The sequence below is a fragment of the Neoroseomonas terrae genome, assembly GCF_018129025.1.
In the GTDB taxonomy this organism is placed as follows: Bacteria; Pseudomonadota; Alphaproteobacteria; order Acetobacterales; family Acetobacteraceae; genus Neoroseomonas; species Neoroseomonas terrae.
In genome coordinates, this window is record NZ_JAAEDI010000003.1 from 104776 (window position 1) to 125766 (window position 20991).

The window sequence follows — 20991 nt, forward strand, 5'->3', positions numbered from 1 at the left end:
GGTCTCGGTCGCCCGCGCTACCCGGAGCCACGACAGGACGACGTCGTGCGCAGCTCCGAGACCGAGGCGTCGTTTCCTTCCACGGGCCCGCACGGCCATCGATCGCGGATGCGGGATAACTGCTGACCCGCGGGGCGGATGCGGCTACCGGGCTGGTCGAGATCCAGCTGGCCGGCGCAGAACAACCCGTGCTCGTCCTCCCGGAAGCCGGACCGGGTGCCGATCGCCTTGCCGGGGTCATGGAACCACAGCATGCGGGGACCGGTGCCGCGGCGGGCGTGCTGACGAGCGTTTCGGCGAGCCGGCGCTGGCGTTCCTCGCGCGTCATCAGGTCGACCCGGATCCGTTCCTCGAGGCGGCGTTCACCGTTGCGCCGGACTTTGCGGGCAGACGCAGCGCCTCCCAGACGCCCGGCGCGAAGGTTACGGATTTCCGCTCCCGCCATAGGCGACCGAGACTGCCGAGCAGCTTCACGGAGCACCTGCGACACAGCGCGCCTCCCAAAATTCGAAGGTTCACGCCGAAATCTGTGGTGAAATCGGAATGATTGGCACAGCATCGATCGGGTAAGCTGTTTGTCGGAGACAGGGTCAGGGGGGCGAACCGGATGTCGGGCAGCCTTACGAGCCGTATTGACGACGTCATCGCGGAGTTCTCAGCCAGAACTCAGTGGCGCCTATCCACTGGCGCGATGATCGTCATCCAGCAGGCAGCACTGGCGACAACTTCGGATGTGTACGGAATGGGCGATATCTCAACGCCAGCAGAGCGACGCTCCGCTTCGGCCAAGGCTATCGAGACATTGCCCGAATTCCTGCGACATCTATTCGAAGTTGCCCGAGCCGAACGCGAACGGAGATCGGGCGGGGACAGTCCCGAAGTGATCGGCGCAATCCTCGTACTACAGAACATGAGCATCTGGGCGCAGCTCTTTGACTGTCCTTGCTGGCCATGAGCGGTCCGATGGGGGAGCAGCCGGTTCAGTCGAAGCAACCGCTCAAGGACGCTGTCGACGCCAACTCCGGCCGCTTTGAGTACTTCAAACAAGCCCTGACGCTCGGTCTCGCCGGACTTGCTGGTATGGCGGCGCTGTTCACGGATAGCACCAGAGTGCCAACCGGCGGATTGGCGCTCAGCTTTTCGGTTGGGGCGGGCACATGTCTTCTTATAATAGTGGCATGGTCCGCATTTGCGCTCGGAACTTACGCCAACTTGCTCCAATGTATCGCGCTTAAGGAAGGCTTGATTCCAAAGATCAAATCCAAAGCGGAAACGAAGGAACCGGAATACTTCGCTGCTGGGATTAATTTACAAGCTCAGGTAGTGACCGCCGCCCTCATTGCTGCGGGAGTGTGCCTCGTCGGATTTGCGGCTGTGAGGATTTTCGCGCCATCTACGACTGAAGTGGAAGCAGCGATCGCCATGGGTAGAGAGATGGTCGCAAGGCAGACCGGGCAGCGAGCGCAGGCGCCTGAGCTGCAAAGGCTCGAATTGAAAGGCGGAGCTTTTGAACTCGTTTTCAGCGACGGACGTGAACGCTTGATCGTTAGCGTTAGTAGTGACGGACGGAAGGTCACTGCCTTCTCCAGGCAGCCGGGTCCCTGATGGCTAAGTAGGAGATTGCATCAGGGTCGCGACTCAATCAGGTCCACCAGATGATGGCGGCAATGAGGACGACAGCGGAGGCAAAGTTCCGCGCGAGCTTGCCGTAGCGGGTGGCGATGCGGCAGAATTCCTTGAATCGACAGAACATGCGCTCCACTACGTTACGCGCGCCGTATCGGCTTTCGTCGAAGGGATGCGGATTGCGGCGCGTGGGGTTGGTGCGGGACCTCGCGCAGCCGTCGGGGTTGGTGGTTATTGTTGCGCTGCACGACCTGAACGCCGCTGCACGTTTCGCGGACCGTATGCTGGTGCTGAGCGGTGGGCAGTTGATGGCAATCGGCCTACGCGCTGACATACTGCACAATGGGCAGATCCCAGGCCACCTCGGCGGCGAACTCCCGCTGCCCCGCCGGCAGCGCTGGGGCGCCGCAGAGCAGCGCCGGTGCCGCCTCCGGCAGCCCGTAGAGCCGCAGCGCCTCGACCTCGATCTGCCCGTCGAAGCCCACGACGTTGATCTAATGATCTCAGAGGCGGCCGCCCCCAGACGCCCAATTGAGCAATGCAAGCCCACTGCCTTGAGTTGTAGCGTTTAGGAGCAAGCACCGCTCGGGGAGGGCATGCGTCATGCACATGAATCTGCGTCGCTATCCGATCGTTGGGGTCAGCCGCGCCACGATCGAGGAGGCTGTGGAGAAAGAGCTTCTCCCCTTACTGAAGGCTGACGCGGGCTTTGCGGCATACTATGCGCTCTGGGACGAAGGCGGCGCCGGCGTCAGCGTCAGCAGCTTCGCGGACGCGGAAGCAGCACACAACTCTACCAGCTCAGCGCGCCGCTGGCTGGCGAGCCACACTGACTTCTTTCCTTCGCGCGGCGAGGAGTTTTCCGGCGAATGCTTCGTCCAGAAGGAAGCGCCGCGCGGGGCGCGCGCTGGAAGTCGGCCCTACGTGCTCGTCCGCCTGCTGACTGGCGTTCCAGCGACGCAAGACACCCGTGCTTTCGTGGAGCAGCGAACACTTCCATTGATTGAGCGCTCCCCGGGCTTTCGCGCCGTTTGGATGGCTCGGAGCGATCGGGAGGCTGACGGAGCGGCAGTCGTGACATTCTTCGACAGCCAGAGTGAAGCCATGGCCTGCCATGAAGCGGCGGTGGGCCTACTGCGCGAAGGTCTGCCAACCGTCTCGGTGATGACGGTGGTGCAGGGTCACGCCACGATCTCAGTAGGCCCCGAGAAAGCAAGCTTATGACCCTCTGTTGCGCTTGGCTTCGCGCAGCTTTGGAGCGAATGGTCGGTGGCGGGGAGAGCACCGTGCTGCCCCGCCGAGGGGCTCGGGCTGGTAGCACCCGGCTCATCCGGGTGCGGCACCGGAGCCCCCGACCATGGCCCACCTTTCCGACACACAGCGCATCATCCTCAGCCAGGCGAGCCAACGGGACGACCGGCTGACCATACCGCCGGCGCGCTTGCCGGCCGCGGCGCGGCAGACGGTGGCGAAGGCGCTGCTCAAGCAGGGACTGGTCAGTCGGCGTCCACACCTGTGCCGCCCTCAGCCACCGCTGATGAGGCGGAGGCCCCTCAGCACCCGGCGATGAGTCCGCACGGGGCTATCGGGCGCGCCGCGGCGCTGCGCATGGCCGCGGCTGCTGTGGTCGTTGCCTGGGATGAGCCGGAGCACCAGGGCCTGGAGGATGCCATCAACGCCCTTCGCGAGGCGTTGGCGACGGCGCCGCGGGTCCAGCGTGATGCCTTTGCCTCCGCCAGCCGCGCACCGGCACCAAGCAGAAGGCAGTGCTCACCCTACTGCGCCGCGACCACGGCGCTACGGTGGCGCAGGTCATGAGAGGCAACGGGTTGGCAGCAGCACATGGTCCGCGGCTTCCTGGCCGGCCTCAAGCGTAAGGACATCACCGTCGAGGTGCTGGAACGCGTTCGCCGGGTCGGGCCGAACAAACAGGGCGCGAAGGGCTCGTACTCGATCTACCGCATCGCTGCGGCCGCCCCGGTAGAGGCCGGCTGATGCGCAGCGGCACGCAGGCTCGCCTCGCGGTGAGACTCATCCGAGTCACCAGCAGGTCTGGCAAGCCGCTGGACAAGGGCGATGTCTACAAACTGCTGAGCAACCGCACCTATGTCGGCGAGGCCGCGCACAAGGGGCAGGTGTATGCTGGCGAGCACCAGGCCATCGTGTCGCGCGACCTGTGGGATCGGGTCCACGCCATCCTCCAAATCAGTCCGCGGACGCGCGCTGCGCAGAACCGGCAGCAGGCCCCGGCGCTGCTGAAGGGCATCCTGTACGGCATCGACGGGCGGGCACTGTCGCCGACGCACACCAGGAAGCGCGGCAGGCTGTATCGCTACTACGTGGCGCAGCGGGTAATGAAGGGCGATGCCGACGACGACGGCAGCATCGTCCGCCGGATCGCGGCAGCGCAGATCGAGGCCGCAGTCGTGAGCCAAGTCCGCGCTCTGCTACGCCAGTCTGAGATCGTGGTCGGCACCTTGCTCGCGGCGAAGCGGGAAGCGCCCGACCTGACCGAGCGGGAGGTCTGGGATGCGCTGCATCGGCCTGATCCGCTGTGGGACGAGCTGTTTCCTGCAGAGCAGGCGCGGATCGTCCGCGCACTGGTGGAGAGGGTGGTGGTGGGCCCTGCCGGCGCCGACATCCGGCTGCGCGTCGAGGGGTTGGCGGGGCTGGTTCGGGATCTCGGCGTCGTCGCGCCCAGCGCCCTGAGCGCCGCGGCATGACCGGCGCCACCAGCATCACAGTTCGGGTGCCGCTGAAGATCCGACGGCGGCCGGGGCGGAAGACAGTCGTGACGCCTGTTCCGACCGCTGGCGCCAACACCGCGATCGCCACGCGCGCCGACCCCGCGCTGCTGAAGGCGCTGGCGCGGGCGTTCCGATACCAGCGGTTGCTCGACGAAGGGCGGTATGCCTCGATCAGCGAGATGGCGGTGGCAGAGCGGATCGATCGTGGATACCTGGGCAGCCTGCTACGGCTGACGCTGCTCCCGCCCGATGTCGTTGAAGCGGTTCTCGAAGGCACAACAAGATACGATGCCTCATTGCCCGACCTGTTCGCGCCTCTGCCGACCGACTGGGCGCAACACCGCGCCGCTTTACTGGACGAATCATCACGATGCGACGGGGCCCGGGACTGAACGGCGTCATCTGGTCAAGATAACTAGCCGCTTAGTAGTATGGTGCGCATGGAAGACACCGCGCTGTTCCTGCTGACTGTGCTCATCATCCTCGGCACGCCAGGGCCCACGAATACGCTGCTCGCGACGTCGGGGGCGGCTGTCGGTTGGCGTCGCTCGCTGATCCTGCTCCCGGCGGAGGCGGCTGGCTACTTAGTATCCATCCTTTTCCTGGGGCTGGTTCTCGGTCCAATCGTGGCCGCGTCACCCGCCATTGCGCTGACGCTAAGGTTGGCGGTCGGCAGCTATCTCTTGGCCCTCGCTCTCAAGCTTTGGCGCCGTGGGACCGTGCTGGAGGATGGGCCGATAGCGACAGTTCGTCCGCACCAGGTTTTCGTGACGACCTTGTTGAATCCCAAGGCGATCATTTTCGCGCTTGGTGTTGTTCCGTTAGGATCGCCGCATGTTTGGATTTATCTCCTGGCGTTTGTGGTTCTTCTTACGATCGTGGCCTTCTCCTGGATCATTCTGGGCGCAGCGATGGGCAGGGTCGCGCGCGCCAATGGACAGGAACGGATCGTGCCGCGTGTGGGCGCCGTCGCGATCTGTTGCTTCGCCCTGCTCATCGTCGCGTCGCCCTTCGTGCGGTAGCGCACCGCCGAGGCCTCGGAGGGCATCACCACATGCAAGTCTCGTCGGAGATCGCTCAGCCGGATGTTGTCGTCGTCGGCGGCGGACCTGCCGGATCGACCGCTGCGGCGTTCCTCGCGAAGGCCGGCCGCCGCGTCCTGCTGCTGGAGAAAGATGAGCATCCGCGCTTCCACATCGGCGAGAGCCTGCTGCCGAGGAACCTGGACATCTTCCAGCGGCTAGGCGTGCTCGATCAGGTTCGTGGCATCGGTGTGCACAAGCCGGGTGCGGAATTCGTCTCCGACCGCACGGGGCGCAGTTGCGCCTTTCCGTTCGCCAACGCCCTGGACCGAGACCGGACTCACGCCTGGCAGGTGAAGCGTGCCGAACTCGACCGGCTGCTGTTCGAGAATGCGGTAACGTGCGGCGCTGAGGCGCGGCAGCGCACCCGCGTGACCGACATCCGCTTCGGCGGGAGAGGCGAGCGCAAGACGGTTACCGCGCTAGGCCCCGAGGGCGATACGATGGAATGGCATCCGCGATACGTGCTCGATGCCTCTGGTCGTGACACCTTCATGGCCGGCAGGATGAAGGTGAAAGAGTCGAACAAGTACAACAACACCGCTGCGATTTACGCCCATTTTCGCGGTGTTGAACGGCGGGAAGGTGCGCTGGACGGCTACATCAGCATCCATCTAGCCGAGGACGGCTGGTTCTGGCTGATCCCGCTCCCAGGGGAGGTCATGAGTGTGGGCTTCGTGGGCAACCAATCTGCCTGGAAGGGCCGCAGCGGCACGCCAAAGGAACTGTTCCTCGCCCGCATCGCGTCGAGCCCAATGGTATCAGCCCGCACCCGGCATGCTGAGATGATCTCGAACATCTACAGCACTGCAAACTACAGCTATCGCGCGAGGCAGGGGCATGGCGAAGGCTTCCTGATGATCGGGGATGCCTACGGCTTCGTCGATCCAATGTTCTCCACGGGCGTGCTGATGGCGATGACGGCCGGCGAACTGGGGGCACGGACGGCAGATGTCGCGCTGGACGATCCGGCGCGCGGCCTAAAGATGGCTGCCGCGACGAATCGCGAACTGGCGGATGCGATGGATCGGATCAGTTGGCTGATCTACCGCGTCAACGATCCGGTCCTGCGGTCACTGTTTATGGCGCCGCGGAACACCCTGTGGATGCGGGACGGCATCATCAACATGCTCGCTGGCAATCTCCGCGGCAGTCCCCGGGCGATGCTGCCGGTGATGTCCTTTCAAGGCCGTGTACTACCTGCTTTCGCTCCTGAACCGCTTCGGCCTGGGTCCAGACATGCCTGAGAAAGTGCCGACGCAAGTGGCGCGCTGAAGCTGGACATGATCCAGCGCTGGCGATGGCGCTGGCGCGGGCGTTCCCCTACCAGCAGCCTGCTGGACGAGGGGCGATACGCGTCGATCAGCGAGATGGCGGGCGCGGAGCGAATTGAGTGAGGATACCTGGGTCGCCCAGCGGCTCGCGCCGCTCGCTCCGCGCATTGTGGAAGCGATCTTTGGGTGGACGAGTACCCAGCAGCGTCGCACTACCCCGGCTGCTCGAGCCATTTCCGGCCTTATGGGAACGCTAGCCTGAGCAGGTAGTTCGGACCTGACGAGGCGGGTCGCTGGATATCTGCTCCGCGCGCATACCGAACTCTCGGCACAATATCGAACAGCGGACGAGCTGCCGTCGCCGGGCGCTGTTGGGTCGCGCCCTCCCGCTCACCGAGACAATTGAGTTTCGTGTAAGCAGATTATTGGCCTTCATCATACCGCCCGCTAGGTTGGCCTAAACCTTGTAGCCGGATCCACCAAATGATGCCCCTCCTCCGCCTCGTGCTTATGACGGCACTGTTCGCGGTGCCCGGTGTCTCCTCGGCCCAGACAGCCGGCGGCACGGCCGTCATCGCGGTATCCGGCGACCCTGGCCATCTGAACCCGGCCATCTCCACCGCCGGCCCGCTCCACGCCGTCGCGGGATCGCTGTTCAACGGGCTGGTCTCGCTCGACGAGGCCGGCATGCCGCAACCGGACCTCGCAGAGTCATGGACCGTCGCGCCGGACGGCCTCAGTGTGACGTTCCGTCTGCGCCCTGGCGTGCAGTGGCATGACGGCCGGCCATTCACCTCGGAGGACGTGAAGGTCAGCTTCGAGCAGGTGCTGCTGCGGTTCCACGCGCGCGCCCGCGCCGGCCTCGCGCCGGCCATTGCTGGCATCGAGACGCCCGACGCGGCCACCGTGGTGTTCCGCCTGCACCGCCCACACCCCGCCCTGCTGCGCCAGCTCGACGTGACCGAAGCGCCCATCGTGCCGGCCCATCTCTTCGCCGGCACCGATCCGAACGCCAACCCGGCCAACCTGCGACCCGTCGGCACCGGCCCCTTCCGCTTCGATTCCTATCGGCGCGACGACCAAGTCGTGCTCACGCGCAATCCGCACTACTTCAAACCCGGCCTGCCGCGGCTCGACCGGGTCGTATTCAGGATCATTCCCGACGCCAACACCCAGGTGAATGCCCTGGCGGCCGGCGAAGTGGACATGCTCGCGCGCGTCTCCCCGCCAGACGTCGCGCGTCTGCGGGGCCGCGGCGTGACCTCGATGGAAACGCGCGCCGCGGCGGGCGGTGCCAACTGCATCATGACACTTGCCTTCAACCTCGACCGGCCTGTCCCTGGGAACATCGCCCTACGACAGGCCTTCGCGCTGGGCCTCGACCGCCAGCAGGTGCTCGACCGCGTCGCCTTTGGCCAGGGGCGCGTGGCCGATGCGCCGATCGCCTCGGGCATCGCCTGGGCGCATCAGACGGGTGCCCTGGCCGCGTGGAACCACGACGCCGCCGAAGCCAACCGACGGCTTGACGCTGCTGGCCTCGCGCGCGGCGCGGACGGCCTGCGCGCCACGCTCGACATCGCCCACTTCCCGGCCTTCGCCCGCTGGTCCGAGATCATGCGCCAGCAACTCGCCCCGCTCGGCATCGCCCTGCGGGTCCGCACGATGGACCCAGCGGCCTTTGCGCAGGCGGTCTTCACGCGACGCGATTTCGACCTCGCCCTGATCTCCTACTGCAACGGCACCGATCCCGAGATCGGCGTGCGCCGCATGGTGCATTCCTCAGCCGTGGGGAACGTCCCCTTCTCGAACGCTGCCGGCTATCGCAATGCGGAGGTGGATGCGCTGTTCGACCGGGCGGCCTCCTTGCAGGACGACGCCGCGCGCGGTGAGGCCTATCGCGCGGCGCAGGCGATCGTCGCGCGGGATCTTCCCTACTGGTGGCTGGTCGAGACCGACTTCACCGCAGCGTGGCGCGACAACCTTGCCGATTTCGCGCCGTGGACGGGGCAAGTGGCGGAGCGGGCCTGGCGCAGTCGCTAGCCGGCGCCGTTGGCCGCCTTCCTGATCCGGCGGGTCGCCTTTGGTGCTCTCGCGGTGCTGGCTGCGGCGAGCATCGCCTTCGTCCTCGCCTGGCATGCTCCCGGTGGACCCGCGGTCGGGCTCGGCGGTGAATACGGCGCGCCGGGCTACCTGGAGGAAGTCACCGCGCGCCTCGGCCTCGACCGGCCCGGCATCGAGGTATGGCTCGACTGGATGGGTCGTCTGCTGCGGGGCGACCTCGGCGTATCTTGGCGGGAGCAGCAACCAGTCGCCGCACTCCTGCTTGAACGGCTACCGCTGACGGCGAGCCTGACGCTCGGGGCGGCGACGCTTGCGGGATTGGTCGGCACCGTGCTCGGCGTCGCCACCGCTCGGCAGGCTCGCTGGCCCCTGGCGCTGTTCTCCGCCCTCCATGCGGTGCCGGGCTATGTGGCCGCGCAGGTCCTCGTTCTCGTCTTTGCCCTCTGGCTCGGGATGCTGCCGGTGCAAGGAATAGCCGACGCCCGCGCCCCCGCGGCAGGCGGCGTCGCCCTGCTCGCGGAGCGCCTGCGCCATCTGGTTCTGCCGGTGCTGGCGCTGACCCTGCACCAACTTTGCTTCACGGCGCTGCTCGTTCGATCCGGCGTGCTGACGCAGATGGCGTTGCCCTATGTGACGGCTGCCATGGCGCGCGGGCGCTCGCTCGGTGCCGCGCGGTGGCACCATGCCCTGCCCAACGCTCTGTTGCCGATGCTGACGCTCACCGGCGTGCGGTTTGGCAACCTGATTGGCGGGGCGCTGGTGATCGAGGTTGCCTTCGCTCTGCCGGGCCTCGGCCGGCTCGCAGTGACGGCGGCGATCGCCCGCGATCATCCGGTGGTCATCGGGACTGTCGTGCTGGCCTGCGCTGTCGCCTGGACGGCGAACCTGATCGTTGATCTCGTTATGCCGATGCTGGACCCACGGCTTCGGCAGCCCGCGCCGTGACCCCTGACCGGCTCGCGCTGTTCCTTCTGATCGGGATTTACGCTGCCTGCGTGTTGTTGGCGCCGGCTGGGGCGCTGCCTTCATTGCCGGTGTATGCGGCGCTGGAGGGGCCATCCCTATCGCATCCACTCGGCACGGATGACCTTGGCCGTGACATGCTTCAGGCGCTTCTACAGGGCGGCCGAACCTCGCTCACCGTCGCGGCTGCCGCTACTGCCCTCGCGCTCAGCCTGGGCCTCGCCGTCGGCGTTGCGGCTGGGCTTGCCTCGGGAATCGTTGACGAGCTGATGATGCGGACGGCGGAGATCGTCTCCAGCCTGCCTGCCCTGCTGCTAGCTGTGCTGGTCGCTGCGTTGTTCGGTGGCTCGACGTGGAACCTCGCACTGGTGCTCGGCCTGACGCGATGGCCTTTGATCGCGCGGATCGTGCGCACGGAGACGCAGGCGCTGCTGGGTCGGGATTTTCTGTGTGCAGCGTGGGCGCTCGGCGGATCGCCGTGGCATGTGGCGCGCCTTCATCTCCTCCCGCATCTGATGGCGCCGATCTCGGCCAGCGCCGGCATCGTTTTCGGCGGGGCGGTGCTGGCGGAGGCGGCCCTCTCCTTCGTCGGGTTAGGCGACCCAGCAGCAACAAGCTGGGGCCAGATGATCGCTCAAGGTTTTTCAGTGCTCGCCCGTGCTTGGTGGGCGTGGGCGTACCCGACGCTCGTGCTCATTGCAGTCAGCGGTATTGTAGCCGTCGCAGCCGATGCCTCCCTCGCGATGGAGCGTAGCGGAACCGCGACATCTTCCCGATCCCTCGTGGCCACCGAGCGCAACCCGGAATAACCGGCCTGGTAATCCAACCTGAGGAAAATCATCGAGTACCGGAACGAGGGTGACAAAACCCGCATCTACACGCAGTCCATGGCGGCGCAGTTCGAGGCAGACTCGCTGACGCTCAGGGATGAGTACGGCTTGTGACGTATGCAGCGGGGATATGCCGGCTGGATTGGTATTGCCGGCGGGTCCGGCGCGAAGGCTCGTACCTGACCGCGGAGCCGCCAGAGATATTCAGCGCTCGCGAGCATCCGGTAGGGAATTGCATCATCGAACTTCGGCGATGCGTGCCAAAAAAATAGGCCCAGAATTCAATGTTTTAAGCTTGAGGGTAAAATGGGCCTACCCTCAAGGTTCGGAGACTATCCGCTCTCTCCGGCCGCAAAACTCCGGTAGTTGCGCCGTCGAACCATCAAGGTCCGCGCGCGAACCCCGGCCAAACCTGCGCCTTAGCGCGGTGCCCTGACCAAGAGAGACAGGTTGTGAGAGAGAAGAATGGAGCAGCGGTGGGAACCGGGAAACGAAATTCTCTGGAGGGGGATAGTTCGACCCTACGGCGCTGCGAGGTCCGATTCGTACCGGGGACGCTGAGCAGCTGACGGGTGTCAGCCTCATGCTCCATACCATCTTCTCCGTGTCCGCGCGGGAAGCGCCGAGCTCCTCAGCCCGCATCAGGGCGTACATTGCCCACCCGCATGAACGTCGAACCATCGTTGGCCGCTCGGGTGTACCGCGGATCGTCAGCGGCTTCTTGTTGATCGGGTCCACCAAAGAACTGTGACAAGGTACTGCCTAGTAGCAGCCGCACCGCCCCGATCCTTAGACCGCGTGGCTATTTCCCATCGTCGGCTCGCAAAAACGCACCCGAGTCCCCATCTGGGGAGATGCAGCGCCGAATGCCCGGTGAGTTCATCGGGATCAATTTGGCTGTCGGGCAGATCGAAGCCTGAGGCGCCTGCCTCGGAAAGATGAAGATGCCCTCTCACAGCTTTCGCGTCGGCCAAACGGTTGACCTCGTTCCAACCACGGCTTCCGGGGCCAGGCGCGGGCCCTATGCGATACTGCGACTCCTCCCCAACGATGGGCTTGATCGCGAGTATCGCGTGAAGCACCTCGTGGACGGCCACGAGCGTGTCGTGCAGCAGAGCGAGATCGTCGGAGAACCCGCCGCTCCTGCGGCAAACAGCACATTGTCCTGATCGATCGTCCTGCCCGGATGGATGGCAGGACGGTGGGCGCGCCCCGTCGCGCAGGCGTAGCGGGCTGCCCCATGGAGATACCGTCATCCCCGTCCTCGATATCCGCCACCTGACGACCTACCGCTACCGGCAGCCGGTCGCCTTCGGCGAGCATCGGATGCTGCTGCGCCCCCGCGAAGGCCATGACCAACGGATCATCGAGGCACGGCTCGACATCCAGCCCGCGCCATCGGAGATCCGCTGGCTGCATGATGTGTTCGGCAACAGCGTCGGCGTCGCCTGCTTTGATGACCGCGCGCGCGAGTTGCGCGTGAGCAGCGTCGTGCGGCTGGACCACACGCCGACCAACGCCCTCGACTACCCCATGGAGCGCGACGCGGAGACCTATCCCTTCTCCTACGACGTCGACGACATGGCCGACCTAGCCCGCTCCATCGAGCGGCAGTACCAGGACCCCGACCGCGAGGTGGATCGTTGGGCCGGCAGTTCCTGCGGCGCGACGGCCCCACCGGCACGCGCGACCTGCTGACCGGCATGACCAGCGCGATCCGCCGGCACTTCACCTATATCGCCCGCTCGGAGCGCGGCGTGCAGCCGCCGGTGCAGACGCTCGCCAAGAACAGCGGCACCTGCCGCGACTTCGCCGTGCTGATGATCGAGGCGGTGCGCGCTCTCGGCATCGCGGCGCGCTTCGTCTCCGGCTACCTCTACGTGCCCGAGCGCGGCGGTCGCATCGGCGGTGGCGCCACGCACGCCTGGCTGCGCGTCTACCTGCCAGGCGCGGGCTGGGTCGAACTCGATCCCACCAACGGCATCATCGGTAACCGCGACCTGATCCGCGTCGCCGTCGCGCGTGACCACCGGCATGTCCTGCCGCTGCACGGAACCTGGACCGGCTTCCCCTCCGACAGCCTCGGCATGACCGTCGAGGTCGATGTCACGGCTGCCGGCTGACCGCGTCGCCAGCCCGCCCCTTCAAGGAACCCCCATGCGGATCACCGCCGGCTGCCAGATCACCTATGACTGCCCCCAACCCACGCCCATGCTGCTGATGGTCAGCCCGCACCCAGCACGCGAGCCCGACCTCGTCGGTCCGGCAGAGCTGTTCTTCGACCCACCCACGTCTGTCCGCGGCTACACCGACAGCTTCGGGAACCGCTGTTCGCGCATCGTGGCGCCGCCCGGGCAGTTGACCATCTCGACGCGGCTCACGGTGACGGATCCCGGCACGACGGACGTCCACGCGCCCGCCGCCTGGCAGCGCCGGGTGGAGGAGCTGCCGGACGAGATGCTGATCTATCTCCTCGGCAGCCGCTATTGCGACACGGACCGACTGTCCGAAACGGCCTGGTCGCTCTTCGGCCAGGGGCCGGCGGGCTGGGCGCTGGTGCAGAACATCTGCGACTTCGTGCATGAGCGCATCCGCTTCGGATACGAGCATGCCCGGGCGACGCGCACCGCGTCCGAAGCCTTCGAGGAAAGGCGCGGCGTCTGCCGCGACTACGCCCATCTCGCCGTCACGCTCTGCCGCTGTCTCAACATCCCGGCGCGGTACTGCACCGGCTATCTCGGCGACATCGGCATGCCGCCGCCCTATGGCCCCATGGACTTCGCGGCCTGGTTCGAGGTCTATCTGGACGACCACTGGCACACCTTCGATGCGCGCAACAACACGCCGCGTATCGGCCGCATCCTGATGGCGCGCGGGCGCGACGCGACCGATGTCGCGATCGCGACCACCTTCGGCCCCTGCACGCTGTCCGGTTTCAGCGTCTTCACCGACGAGGTTCCGGACTGACGCCGGTGGTGAGTTTCCGCGCGGCACAGTCGCCGGATTAGAGAAGACTCGGCGCCCATCCCGCCGAGCCGAGCGCCTGCCACGCCACCGCGGCGCCGAACGTCAGCAGCACGAACGCCGCGAACAGGGCGAGGCACAGCAGCATGCCGTCCTCCTCCAGATAGGCGAAGGCGATGAGCAGGATGGTCAACGACGGCGGAATGTTGCTCATCGGTACGGGGACGAAGAGGCCGAGGCTTAGCAGGAGCACGACGACGCCCACGACGCGCTTCGTCGACTGGAAGGGCGTTGCCCATCGCGGGCGGATGAATCGCTCCAGATAACGAAGCACCGGAACGACGCGGCGGAGAAGCGCGTCCAGCCTGCGCACCTCGATCTTCCGCAAGGCGAGCCTGCGCGGAAAGACCGGTCCGGCCCGCGCCAGCATCATCTGATACGCCGGGACGATCAGCAGGGCCCCGATGAAGATCGAAATGCCGGGAAGCAGGCCGAGCGGCGCGACGATCAGCAGGATCATGCCGAAGGACCGATCGCCGAGCCGGCTCATGAGCCAGTCGAGCGTCACCTGCTGTGCCGGCGCCTCGCCCAGCAGCTCCGCGAGTATCACCGAGGACGGCTTGCGTGTGGTCGTCTCGAACATGCGACGAAATCTACCATCACTCGCGGCTTCCGACGCGGGCGTTGCCAGCCCCCTCAGGCATAGGGGCCTGACGGGCAGCATGCCCGTCACAGACACCTGCCAGGGATCTTCGCGCCGCCCGGCCCCCGCCTGACCTTGAATGGCGCCTGGTGCCAGCCATATACCATCCACCTGGATGGTGAAATGCGCGATGACCGATAACGTACGATTTCTCCGGCCGAAGCCCGGGGGCGACACCGAAAAGATCACCATCAACCTCGGCTATGTCGATCTCGGGCATATCGACCTGCTGGTGCAGGACGGCTTCTACTCGAACCGGACCGACTTCATCCGCACGGCGATCCGCAACCAGATCGAGCGGCATGCCGACGCCACCAAGCAATCCGTCATCAGGAGAAGCCTGGATCTCGGATTGCGGCACTTCAGTCGCGAGGACCTCGAGGCTGCCCGCGCTGCGGGCGAGCGGCTCGACATCCGGGTCCTCGGCCTCGCCAGCATTGCGGCCGACGTCACGCCTGAGCTGGCGCAGGCTGCGATCGCCTCGATCTCCGTCCTGGGAACCCTCCAGGCCAGCGCCGCGGTGAAGGCCGCGCTTGCCGACAGAACACGCTGAAGCCGCCACCCGATCCCATTCGCCGAACTCCGGGCCGCAACAACCGCTCCCGATAGCATCCCGCCAGAACGACGCAGCGCAATCCTCGTCGCGAGGAGGCATGCCTGCATTTGCCCATTGAAAGCCGGACATGAACACCACGCTTCCGAATCACATGCTTGAGGCAACTCGCCTGACCCGCGAAGGCAAGTTGGCGGAGGCCTCGGCGTTGCTGCGGCGCGCGCTGCACGGCGAAGACCCCTCCGACACCCCGGTGCCGAAGCGGGATGCTCCCGGCCCGCCGCCTGCTGGCGGACGCCCGTCGCGAACCTTCGACATCGATCCCCGAACAGGCGAGGTGCTCGACCCGTGCTCGTCAGGCACCGGATTGTTTAGGACCGGAGCCGACCTTTGGTCGGGCGGTCGGCCGGGCAGGATGGTGACGCCGCCGATCGCGGGCGGTCTGCGTGGCCTGCTCGATCGGATCGCGCCCGGCGCATCGCCGCAGACAACCGACCCATTGCCCCAGGGCGCGCAATTCGTGACCCGGTCCTTCGAGAACCACGCCGGAAGCCGCGGCTACAAGCTCTATATTCCCAGCACGTATCGCGGCGAAGCGATGCCGCTGGTCGTCATGCTGCATGGCTGCACCCAGTCCCCCGATGACTTTGCCGCCGGCACGCGGATGAACATGTTGGCCGAGGAGCATGGCTGCCTGATCGCCTATCCCGGGCAGACGCAGGCCGCCAACGCCCAGAAGTGCTGGAACTGGTTCAGTCCCGGCGACCAGCGGCGCGATCTGGGCGAGCCCGCGCTGATCGCAGGCATCACGGAGCAGGTCATGCGCGACCACGCTGTCGATCGGCGGCGCGTCTATGTCGCCGGCCTGTCCGCCGGTGGCGCCGCGGCGGCGATCATGGGCATGACCTATCCCGACCTCTATGCTGCCGTCGGTGTGCATTCGGGCCTGGCGTGTGGCGCGGCGCGCGACGCGCCGTCCGCTTTCGCTGCCATGCGCCAGGGCGCGGCGGCGGTGAATCAGCCCGGAGACGGTTCCGCCACGGCGAGCAATGGGCGCCCGGTTCCGACCATCGTCTTTCACGGGGACAAGGACGGCACGGTGCACCCGCGCAATGGCGAGCAGGTCATCGCGCAGAGCGGAGCCGGGGGCCTGCGCAGCGAAGTTCAGCAGGGCCAGGTTTCCGGCGGCCACGCCTATAGCCGCATCCTTCACTCGGACGCCGCGGGCCAGGTCGTCCTCGAGCAATGGGTCGTGCACGGCGCGGGCCACGCATGGTCCGGCGGCAGCAGCGCGGGATCCTACACGGACCCGCGCGGTCCCGACGCGTCGCGGGAGATGCTTCGGTTCTTCCTTTCGAAGGCATCAGGTTAGCGCGCCCGATTGAATGCAGCATCGGCGCGCAGCCCGAATGCCCCGATTGACGCCGTGGCGCACCATATCCGTACAGCTCGGTCCCGAGAGGAAAGCCGATACCCATGCGCAAGCCAACGTCGCGGATCATACCCAGACTGGTCGAGAGAATCTGGGGGCGCGAGGACCTCGACGGTTGGGCCCCCGCAGCCCAACCCGCGGCAGGCAAGGTAATCGGCGAAGCCTGGCTGACCGACATTGCCTGCGAGGTCGAAACCGGCGGGACGCTGGGCGCCGTCATGGCGCGCGGGCAAGCCGACCGAAGGGCTCCGCCTCTGCTCGCCAAGCTGCTGTTCACCTCGGCACCGCTGTCGGTGCAGGTACATCCCACAGATGTCGCAGCCCTTGCGTCGGGGACGCTTCCCTCCGGCAAGGATGAAGCCTGGCACGTGCTGGAGGCGGCACCCGGGGCCCTGGTCTGGATCGGGTTCGGCCAACCCGTCACGGCCGGCACGCTGCGTGCGGCGGCGAAGGATGGAACGGTGCTCTCGCTGATGCGTCAGCACGTGGCCCGCATCGGCGAGACCCTTCTGATCCCGGCCGGCACGGTTCATGCGATCGGCGCTGGTCTGGTGCTGCTGGAGGTCCAGGATCCCATTGATGTGACATACCGTCTTTTCGACTACGGCCGACCGCGCCCGTTGCAGGCCGATGAAGCCCTGTCGGTCGCCGATCTCGGCGTGTCCCGTGTCGTCATAGGGACGGCGACGGGCGCCGCGCGACAGACATTGACGACGGGGCCGCGCTTCGTGCTGGAGCGGCTGGCGGTGCCGGCCGGCGTCGCGCTGGCGCCGGATGGCAGCCGCGAGCATATCCTTGTGCCGCTTGCGGACGGCGCCACGCTGGACGGCCGCGCCTTGGCGCGAGGCATGGCCGCGTTGGTACCGGCCACGGGCGACGCTGTCCGTATCTGCGGCGCGGCCATCGCGGTGCTGCATCGTGGCCCGGGCCCGAGCCCCTGCCTGGCGGCGGCCTGAACGGTCAGACCATCGCATCGAGCAGCGCCGCCACAGGCATCACCGCGAAGCGTGTCGCGGTATCCGATGCCGCGTAGGGCAGGATCAGCTGCCCGGCATGCACGATCGAGCCGCAGGAGTAGACGACGTTCGGCACATAGCCGTTCCGCTCGGCCCCGACCGCCGTCAGCATGGGCTTGCGCAGCCGCGCGATCATCCGGCTGGGATCGTCCAGGTCCAGCAGCGCCGCGCCGATGCAGTAGCGACGCATCGGGCCGACGCCATGCGTGATGACGAGCCAGCCCTGCGGCAACTCGATCGGGCTGCCGCAATTGCCAATCTGCACGAACTCCCAAGGTTCCGCCGCGGCGAGGATCTCCGTCGCGTCGTTCCAGACATGCAGATCGTCGGACGTGACCAGCTGCAGCGTCTCGCCATCCGAGCGCGCCAGCATCGCGTACCGCCCGCCGACGCGGCGCGGGAACAACGCCATGCCCTTGTTGCTGACCGCATCCCCGCGCAGCGGCACGAAGGAGAAGCGTCGGAAGTCGTCGGTTCGCAGCATTTCCGGCGCGATCTCCCGTCCGGAATAGGCGGTGTAGGTGGCAAAGTAGGTGATGCGGCCATCATCCTCGACGAAGCGGACGAGCCGCGCATCCTCAATGCCGTTGCGCTGCTGCTGCGTGATCGGGAAGATGACGCGTTCGCCCAGTTCGGTGGCGGGTGAGAAGGTGACATCATAGGCATCGGCCAGCCGCGCGGCCGTGCTGCGCCGCGGCGTCGTGGCAAGGCGGCCTGGCGGATCGAGGCGGATCGCTCGGGCCCCGGCGACGACGCCGGAGCAGAAGCAGATCGAGCTGATGTGACCCTCGCCGGTGGCGCGCAGGCTCATCACGAAGCGCAGCTCATCCGCCGCGAGCCCTTTCTGGTCCGGATGCGGGGTGATCGACGGATTGAACAGCGCGGTGGATTGGAAGCTGTACTCATTGCTGAAGAAGGCGCCGATCAGTAGCCGTCGTGCCTCGACCGCATCGTCCTCCAGGCCCAGCAGGTCGCGGATCTGCGCGTAGCGCTCGGCGAAGATCGTTGCGAGATCGGCGTGGCGCGCGCCGAAGTCATGCAGCGTCGTCGCGAGCTCCGCCTCGACCGCCGCCACATCCATCGCGAGGATCCGGTCGGTCAGGCGTGTCGCGCGCAGCAGGTCCGACCGGTGCAGGTCCCGCGGATCGAAGGCGGAGAGAAACGGACGCAGGATGACCCGCGTAGGGTCGGGTTCCATCAGGATCGGCAGCCTGACCAACCCAGCGAGGCCGTCGGTCACTCGGCGACCTGCATGAAGCCGGGCGATGTCGCAGCGCGTGCCGCACGAAGCTCGGCCGCGGCCATCAGGAAGGCCAGCGTCGATTCCGCGCCCTGGTTTGCGTTTACGCGATCACACAGCAACCCGTCACGGCATCCGCCGCTATTTGCATCGTACAGCGGCTGTCCGAGGTCGTTGTCCCCGAGGAACCAGGCGAAGGCGCGCTGGGCTTCGGTGAGCCAGACGCCGTCGCCGGTGACGCGCCAGGCTTCGAGGCAGGCGCCGACGGTCGCAGCGGCCTCCAGCGGCTGCTGGTCATGGACGGCGCGTTCGCCGTCGCGGCGCCAGAAGCCTTCGGAGCCGATCGGGCGGAAATGCCCGGCCTCGGCGGTCTGGGTCTGGCAGAGCCAATCCAGCGCCTCGATGCCGAGTGCAACCCATTCCGGCCGTCCGGCCTGATGGCCGGCGGCAATCAGCGCCTGCGGAAGACGGGCATTGTCGTAGGAGACGACCTCCTCGAACCAGATCCAGCCCGGACGTCGATTGCCGCGCAGATGATCGTAGAGCCGTTCCGCAAGGGCCGTCCGCAGCCGCACCAGGCGCAGATCCTCCGGCCGCGCAGCCAGGGATTCGACAATCCCCAGCAGCGCAAAGGCCCAGGCACGCTGGGAGGTCAGCGCCAGCACCGGCGGTGCGGCCAGTTCAAGCAGCCGGTAGGCCCAGGCGCGGTGCGATGCGTCGGCGGCCTGCGCCGCGACGGTTCCTATCGCCCAGACGGCGCGCCCATGGCTGTCGTCGGAACCGACGGCCTCGAGCCAGCGCCGGTCATAGGCCATGAAGTTGCGGAACCGCCCGGCCTCGGCATCCCAGGCGTGCTGGACGAAGGCTGATGTGATGCCGAACAGGTCGCCCGCGGGCGGTGGCGTCGTGCGACCGGCGGTCAACTGCGTGGCGAGGATCAACCCTCGTGCATTGTCGTCCAGGCAATAGCCATGCGTGCGGTCGACGATTGCGAGCGTCGCATGCTGCGCGAGGCCGGTCGGGTCCAACAGACGCTCGAGATGCGCGAGGTTCACCGGCGGAACGACGTCGCCCTGCGGCGAGGAACCCCGCCGCAGGGGGGCCACGACGCCCCCTATCCTGGCCGCAGCCGGCGACAGTCGCGGCCTTGCGCGATGCGACGCTTCCAGCCTGACCTGATCGAAGACGTCCCGATAGCGCTCGCCAATGCGCGGCCACCGCATCTCGTGTCCGAGCGTGTAGGCCGTCTCACGCATCGCCCGCAGCCGGTCGGGATCGGCGAGCAGACCCACCACCGCGGCGGCGATGGCCGGCGGATCGGTGAAGGGCACCAGCACCCCGCGCTCTTCCGCCAGCAGTTCCGCAGCGTGCCAGTAGGGTGTCGAGACCACCGCCTTGCCCATGCCGAAGCTGTAGGCGAGCGTGCCCGAGACGCTTTGCTCCTCGTTCAGGTAGGGGGTGAGGTAGATGTCCGCCGCGGCGATGGCGCGGGTCAGCGTCGGCAGATCCACGAAGCGGTCGAGGAACCGCACATGCCCGCTGACGCCGAGCTCCGCGGCCAGACGCTTGAGGGAGTCGCGATGCGCCTCACCTTCGCGACGCAGGATGTTCGGATGGGTGGCGCCGAGCACCAGGTAGAGTGCGTCCGGCCGGCGCGCGACGATGGCGGGCATGGCGCGGATGGCCTGTTCGATTCCCTTGCCGGGCGACAGCAGCCCAAAGGTCAGCAGCACGGTGCGCCCAACGGCGTCGAATTCGACCTTGTGACAGGCGGAAGGCTTTTCCGACGGGGCCTCGGGAATGCCGTGCGGGATCACCGTGATGCGGTCGGCCGGGACATCGTGGACGCTGGCCAGGATGCGCTGCGACCGCGCGGTCATCACTACAAGGCGACCGGCGTGACGAACGATCTCCTCCATCACACGGAACTGGCCGCGCGTGGGCCGGTCCAGCACGGTGTGCAGGGTCGCGACCACGGGCATCGCAGCGCCTTCGAGGAGGGTCAGCACCCGCTCCCCATCGTGATCGCCGAAGATGCCGTACTCATGCTGGACGCAGAGGATGTCGGCGTTCACCTCGCCGAGGAACTCCGCCGCCCGGCCATAGGCGCGTGTGTCGTTCTCCGGGACCTGAAGCCAGACCTCCGGCGGATAGGCATGACCGGCGCCCGTTTCCGTCATGGCCAGCACGAAGCATTCAGCGTCGGGCAGTGCTCCGGCAACGGCGGTCCGCAGATCGCCCGTGAATGTCGCGAGGCCACACATCCGGGGAGGATGATTTCCGAGGAAGGCGACGCGGTGGAGCGGTGAGGCGGGGGGACTCATTGTGGCGCGATTCCTGGTGCTGATCCGTCTAGCGGATGATGTGGATCCAACGCGTGCGAAGCCTCCTTCGTTGACCGGGCCGCCACCTTTGGACGCGCATCGGCGGCACAGAACCGGCGGCCTCAATCCCGTGCGGCAGGTCGGGCGCCGAGCTTGGCTCCCAAGGGTTGGGCGCC

20 protein-coding genes and 2 pseudogenes are annotated in these 20991 nt (G+C 66.9%); 17 read left to right on the plus strand and 5 right to left on the minus strand.

Annotated features, from left to right (window positions below; genetic code table 11):
• Positions 1-691 precede the first annotated feature (691 nt).
• A complete protein-coding gene (locus GXW78_RS03175; RefSeq protein WP_211865998.1) occupies positions 692-955 on the plus strand; it encodes a hypothetical protein in 264 nt (87 codons plus the stop codon).
• Positions 952-1605 (plus strand): hypothetical protein, encoded by a 654-nt coding sequence (locus GXW78_RS03180; RefSeq protein WP_211866000.1) that lies wholly within the window; start codon positions 952-954, stop codon positions 1603-1605. The genes GXW78_RS03175 and GXW78_RS03180 overlap by 4 nt, the downstream gene beginning before the upstream one ends.
• Before the next feature lie 37 nt (positions 1606-1642).
• Here GXW78_RS03180 and GXW78_RS28585 read toward each other — a convergent pair.
• Positions 1643-1792, minus strand: a pseudogene (locus tag GXW78_RS28585) (transposase); the annotation flags it as partial.
• Positions 1793-1946: 154 nt separating this feature from the next.
• Complete coding sequence (locus GXW78_RS03190; RefSeq protein WP_211866004.1) at positions 1947-2111, minus strand: hypothetical protein; 165 nt, start codon at positions 2109-2111, stop codon at positions 1947-1949.
• Between the two features lie 118 nt (positions 2112-2229).
• On the opposite strand from GXW78_RS03190, the gene GXW78_RS03195 reads away from it, so the two are divergent.
• The 12 genes and pseudogenes from GXW78_RS03195 (at position 2230) to GXW78_RS03245 (ending at position 13550) form a co-directional block, all read left to right on the plus strand.
• Positions 2230-2850, plus strand: a complete 621-nt coding sequence (locus GXW78_RS03195; protein WP_211866006.1) for a hypothetical protein — start codon at positions 2230-2232, stop codon at positions 2848-2850.
• A 606-nt stretch (positions 2851-3456) separates the two neighbouring features.
• Positions 3457-3621 (plus strand): annotated as a pseudogene (locus tag GXW78_RS03200) (hypothetical protein); the annotation flags it as partial.
• Positions 3622-3650: 29 nt separating this feature from the next.
• Positions 3651-4349 carry a recombinase family protein gene (locus GXW78_RS03205; protein WP_338147670.1) on the plus strand — a complete coding sequence of 233 codons (699 nt, stop codon included), beginning with the start codon at positions 3651-3653 and terminating at the stop codon, positions 4347-4349.
• Positions 4346-4765, plus strand: coding sequence for a hypothetical protein (locus tag GXW78_RS03210; protein ID WP_211866009.1), 420 nt, complete (start codon positions 4346-4348; stop codon positions 4763-4765). The genes GXW78_RS03205 and GXW78_RS03210 overlap by 4 nt, the downstream gene beginning before the upstream one ends.
• A 48-nt stretch (positions 4766-4813) precedes the next feature.
• Positions 4814-5395, plus strand: coding sequence for a LysE family translocator (locus GXW78_RS03215; protein WP_211866010.1), 582 nt, complete (start codon positions 4814-4816; stop codon positions 5393-5395).
• 32 nt (positions 5396-5427) lie between these two features.
• The gene (locus GXW78_RS03220) at positions 5428-6702 is read left to right on the plus strand and encodes an NAD(P)/FAD-dependent oxidoreductase (RefSeq protein WP_211866011.1); all 1275 of its coding nucleotides are present in this window, start codon (positions 5428-5430) and stop codon (positions 6700-6702) included.
• A 510-nt stretch (positions 6703-7212) separates the two neighbouring features.
• Positions 7213-8769: an ABC transporter substrate-binding protein gene (locus tag GXW78_RS03225; protein WP_211866013.1), complete on the plus strand. Its 1557-nt coding sequence runs from the start codon at positions 7213-7215 to the stop codon at positions 8767-8769.
• A gap of 9 nt (positions 8770-8778) precedes the next feature.
• The gene (locus GXW78_RS03230) at positions 8779-9735 is read left to right on the plus strand and encodes an ABC transporter permease (RefSeq protein ID WP_211866015.1); all 957 of its coding nucleotides are present in this window, start codon (positions 8779-8781) and stop codon (positions 9733-9735) included.
• Complete coding sequence (locus GXW78_RS27750) at positions 9732-10562, plus strand: ABC transporter permease (RefSeq protein WP_211866016.1); 831 nt, start codon at positions 9732-9734, stop codon at positions 10560-10562. The genes GXW78_RS03230 and GXW78_RS27750 overlap by 4 nt, the downstream gene beginning before the upstream one ends.
• 1122 nt (positions 10563-11684) lie before the next feature.
• Complete coding sequence (locus tag GXW78_RS27755) at positions 11685-12281, plus strand: transglutaminase N-terminal domain-containing protein (protein ID WP_338147671.1); 597 nt, start codon at positions 11685-11687, stop codon at positions 12279-12281.
• Complete coding sequence (locus GXW78_RS27760) at positions 12227-12706, plus strand: transglutaminase-like domain-containing protein (RefSeq protein WP_246521819.1); 480 nt, start codon at positions 12227-12229, stop codon at positions 12704-12706. The genes GXW78_RS27755 and GXW78_RS27760 overlap by 55 nt, the downstream gene beginning before the upstream one ends.
• A 34-nt stretch (positions 12707-12740) precedes the next feature.
• The gene (locus tag GXW78_RS03245; protein WP_211866017.1) at positions 12741-13550 is read left to right on the plus strand and encodes a transglutaminase-like domain-containing protein; all 810 of its coding nucleotides are present in this window, start codon (positions 12741-12743) and stop codon (positions 13548-13550) included.
• A gap of 37 nt (positions 13551-13587) precedes the next feature.
• Here GXW78_RS03245 and GXW78_RS03250 read toward each other — a convergent pair whose 3' ends face one another.
• Entirely contained in the window at positions 13588-14190 is a 603-nt protein-coding gene (locus GXW78_RS03250; protein WP_211866018.1) for an exopolysaccharide biosynthesis protein, read from the minus strand.
• A gap of 139 nt (positions 14191-14329) precedes the next feature.
• Between GXW78_RS03250 and GXW78_RS03255 the strand changes: the two genes are divergently transcribed.
• From GXW78_RS03255 to GXW78_RS03265, 3 genes are all read left to right on the plus strand, one after another.
• Positions 14330-14803, plus strand: coding sequence for a CopG family transcriptional regulator (locus GXW78_RS03255; protein WP_456307072.1), 474 nt, complete (start codon positions 14330-14332; stop codon positions 14801-14803).
• A gap of 130 nt (positions 14804-14933) precedes the next feature.
• A complete protein-coding gene (locus GXW78_RS03260) occupies positions 14934-16175 on the plus strand; it encodes an extracellular catalytic domain type 1 short-chain-length polyhydroxyalkanoate depolymerase (protein ID WP_211866019.1) in 1242 nt (413 codons plus the stop codon).
• A 104-nt stretch (positions 16176-16279) separates the two neighbouring features.
• A complete protein-coding gene (locus GXW78_RS03265) occupies positions 16280-17191 on the plus strand; it encodes a class I mannose-6-phosphate isomerase (protein ID WP_211866020.1) in 912 nt (303 codons plus the stop codon).
• Between the two features lie 4 nt (positions 17192-17195).
• Here GXW78_RS03265 and GXW78_RS03270 read toward each other — a convergent pair whose 3' ends face one another.
• Positions 17196-18491, minus strand: coding sequence for a glycoside hydrolase family 130 protein (locus GXW78_RS03270; protein WP_338147672.1), 1296 nt, complete (start codon positions 18489-18491; stop codon positions 17196-17198).
• Positions 18488-20671 carry a glycosyltransferase family 4 protein gene (locus GXW78_RS03275; protein WP_211866021.1) on the minus strand — a complete coding sequence of 728 codons (2184 nt, stop codon included), beginning with the start codon at positions 20669-20671 and terminating at the stop codon, positions 18488-18490. The genes GXW78_RS03270 and GXW78_RS03275 overlap by 4 nt, the downstream gene beginning before the upstream one ends.
• Positions 20672-20991 lie beyond the last annotated feature (320 nt).

Bases quoted from the DNA above. Each gene is read 5' to 3' on its own strand.
- GXW78_RS03175 (WP_211865998.1), top strand. From the start codon at position 692: ATGATCGTCATCCAGCAGGCAGCACTGGCGACAACTTCGGATGTGTAC.
- GXW78_RS03180 (WP_211866000.1), top strand. From the start codon at position 952: ATGAGCGGTCCGATGGGGGAGCAGCCGGTTCAGTCGAAGCAACCGCTC.
- GXW78_RS03195 (WP_211866006.1), top strand. From the start codon at position 2,230: ATGCACATGAATCTGCGTCGCTATCCGATCGTTGGGGTCAGCCGCGCC.
- GXW78_RS03210 (WP_211866009.1), top strand. From the start codon at position 4,346: ATGACCGGCGCCACCAGCATCACAGTTCGGGTGCCGCTGAAGATCCGA.
- GXW78_RS03215 (WP_211866010.1), top strand. From the start codon at position 4,814: ATGGAAGACACCGCGCTGTTCCTGCTGACTGTGCTCATCATCCTCGGC.
- GXW78_RS03220 (WP_211866011.1), top strand. From the start codon at position 5,428: ATGCAAGTCTCGTCGGAGATCGCTCAGCCGGATGTTGTCGTCGTCGGC.
- GXW78_RS03225 (WP_211866013.1), top strand. From the start codon at position 7,213: ATGATGCCCCTCCTCCGCCTCGTGCTTATGACGGCACTGTTCGCGGTG.
- GXW78_RS03245 (WP_211866017.1), top strand. From the start codon at position 12,741: ATGCGGATCACCGCCGGCTGCCAGATCACCTATGACTGCCCCCAACCC.
- GXW78_RS03250 (WP_211866018.1), bottom strand. From the start codon at position 14,190: ATGTTCGAGACGACCACACGCAAGCCGTCCTCGGTGATACTCGCGGAG.
- GXW78_RS03255 (WP_456307072.1), top strand. From the start codon at position 14,330: ATGGCGCCTGGTGCCAGCCATATACCATCCACCTGGATGGTGAAATGC.
- GXW78_RS03260 (WP_211866019.1), top strand. From the start codon at position 14,934: ATGAACACCACGCTTCCGAATCACATGCTTGAGGCAACTCGCCTGACC.
- GXW78_RS03265 (WP_211866020.1), top strand. From the start codon at position 16,280: ATGCGCAAGCCAACGTCGCGGATCATACCCAGACTGGTCGAGAGAATC.
- GXW78_RS03275 (WP_211866021.1), bottom strand. From the start codon at position 20,671: ATGACGGAAACGGGCGCCGGTCATGCCTATCCGCCGGAGGTCTGGCTT.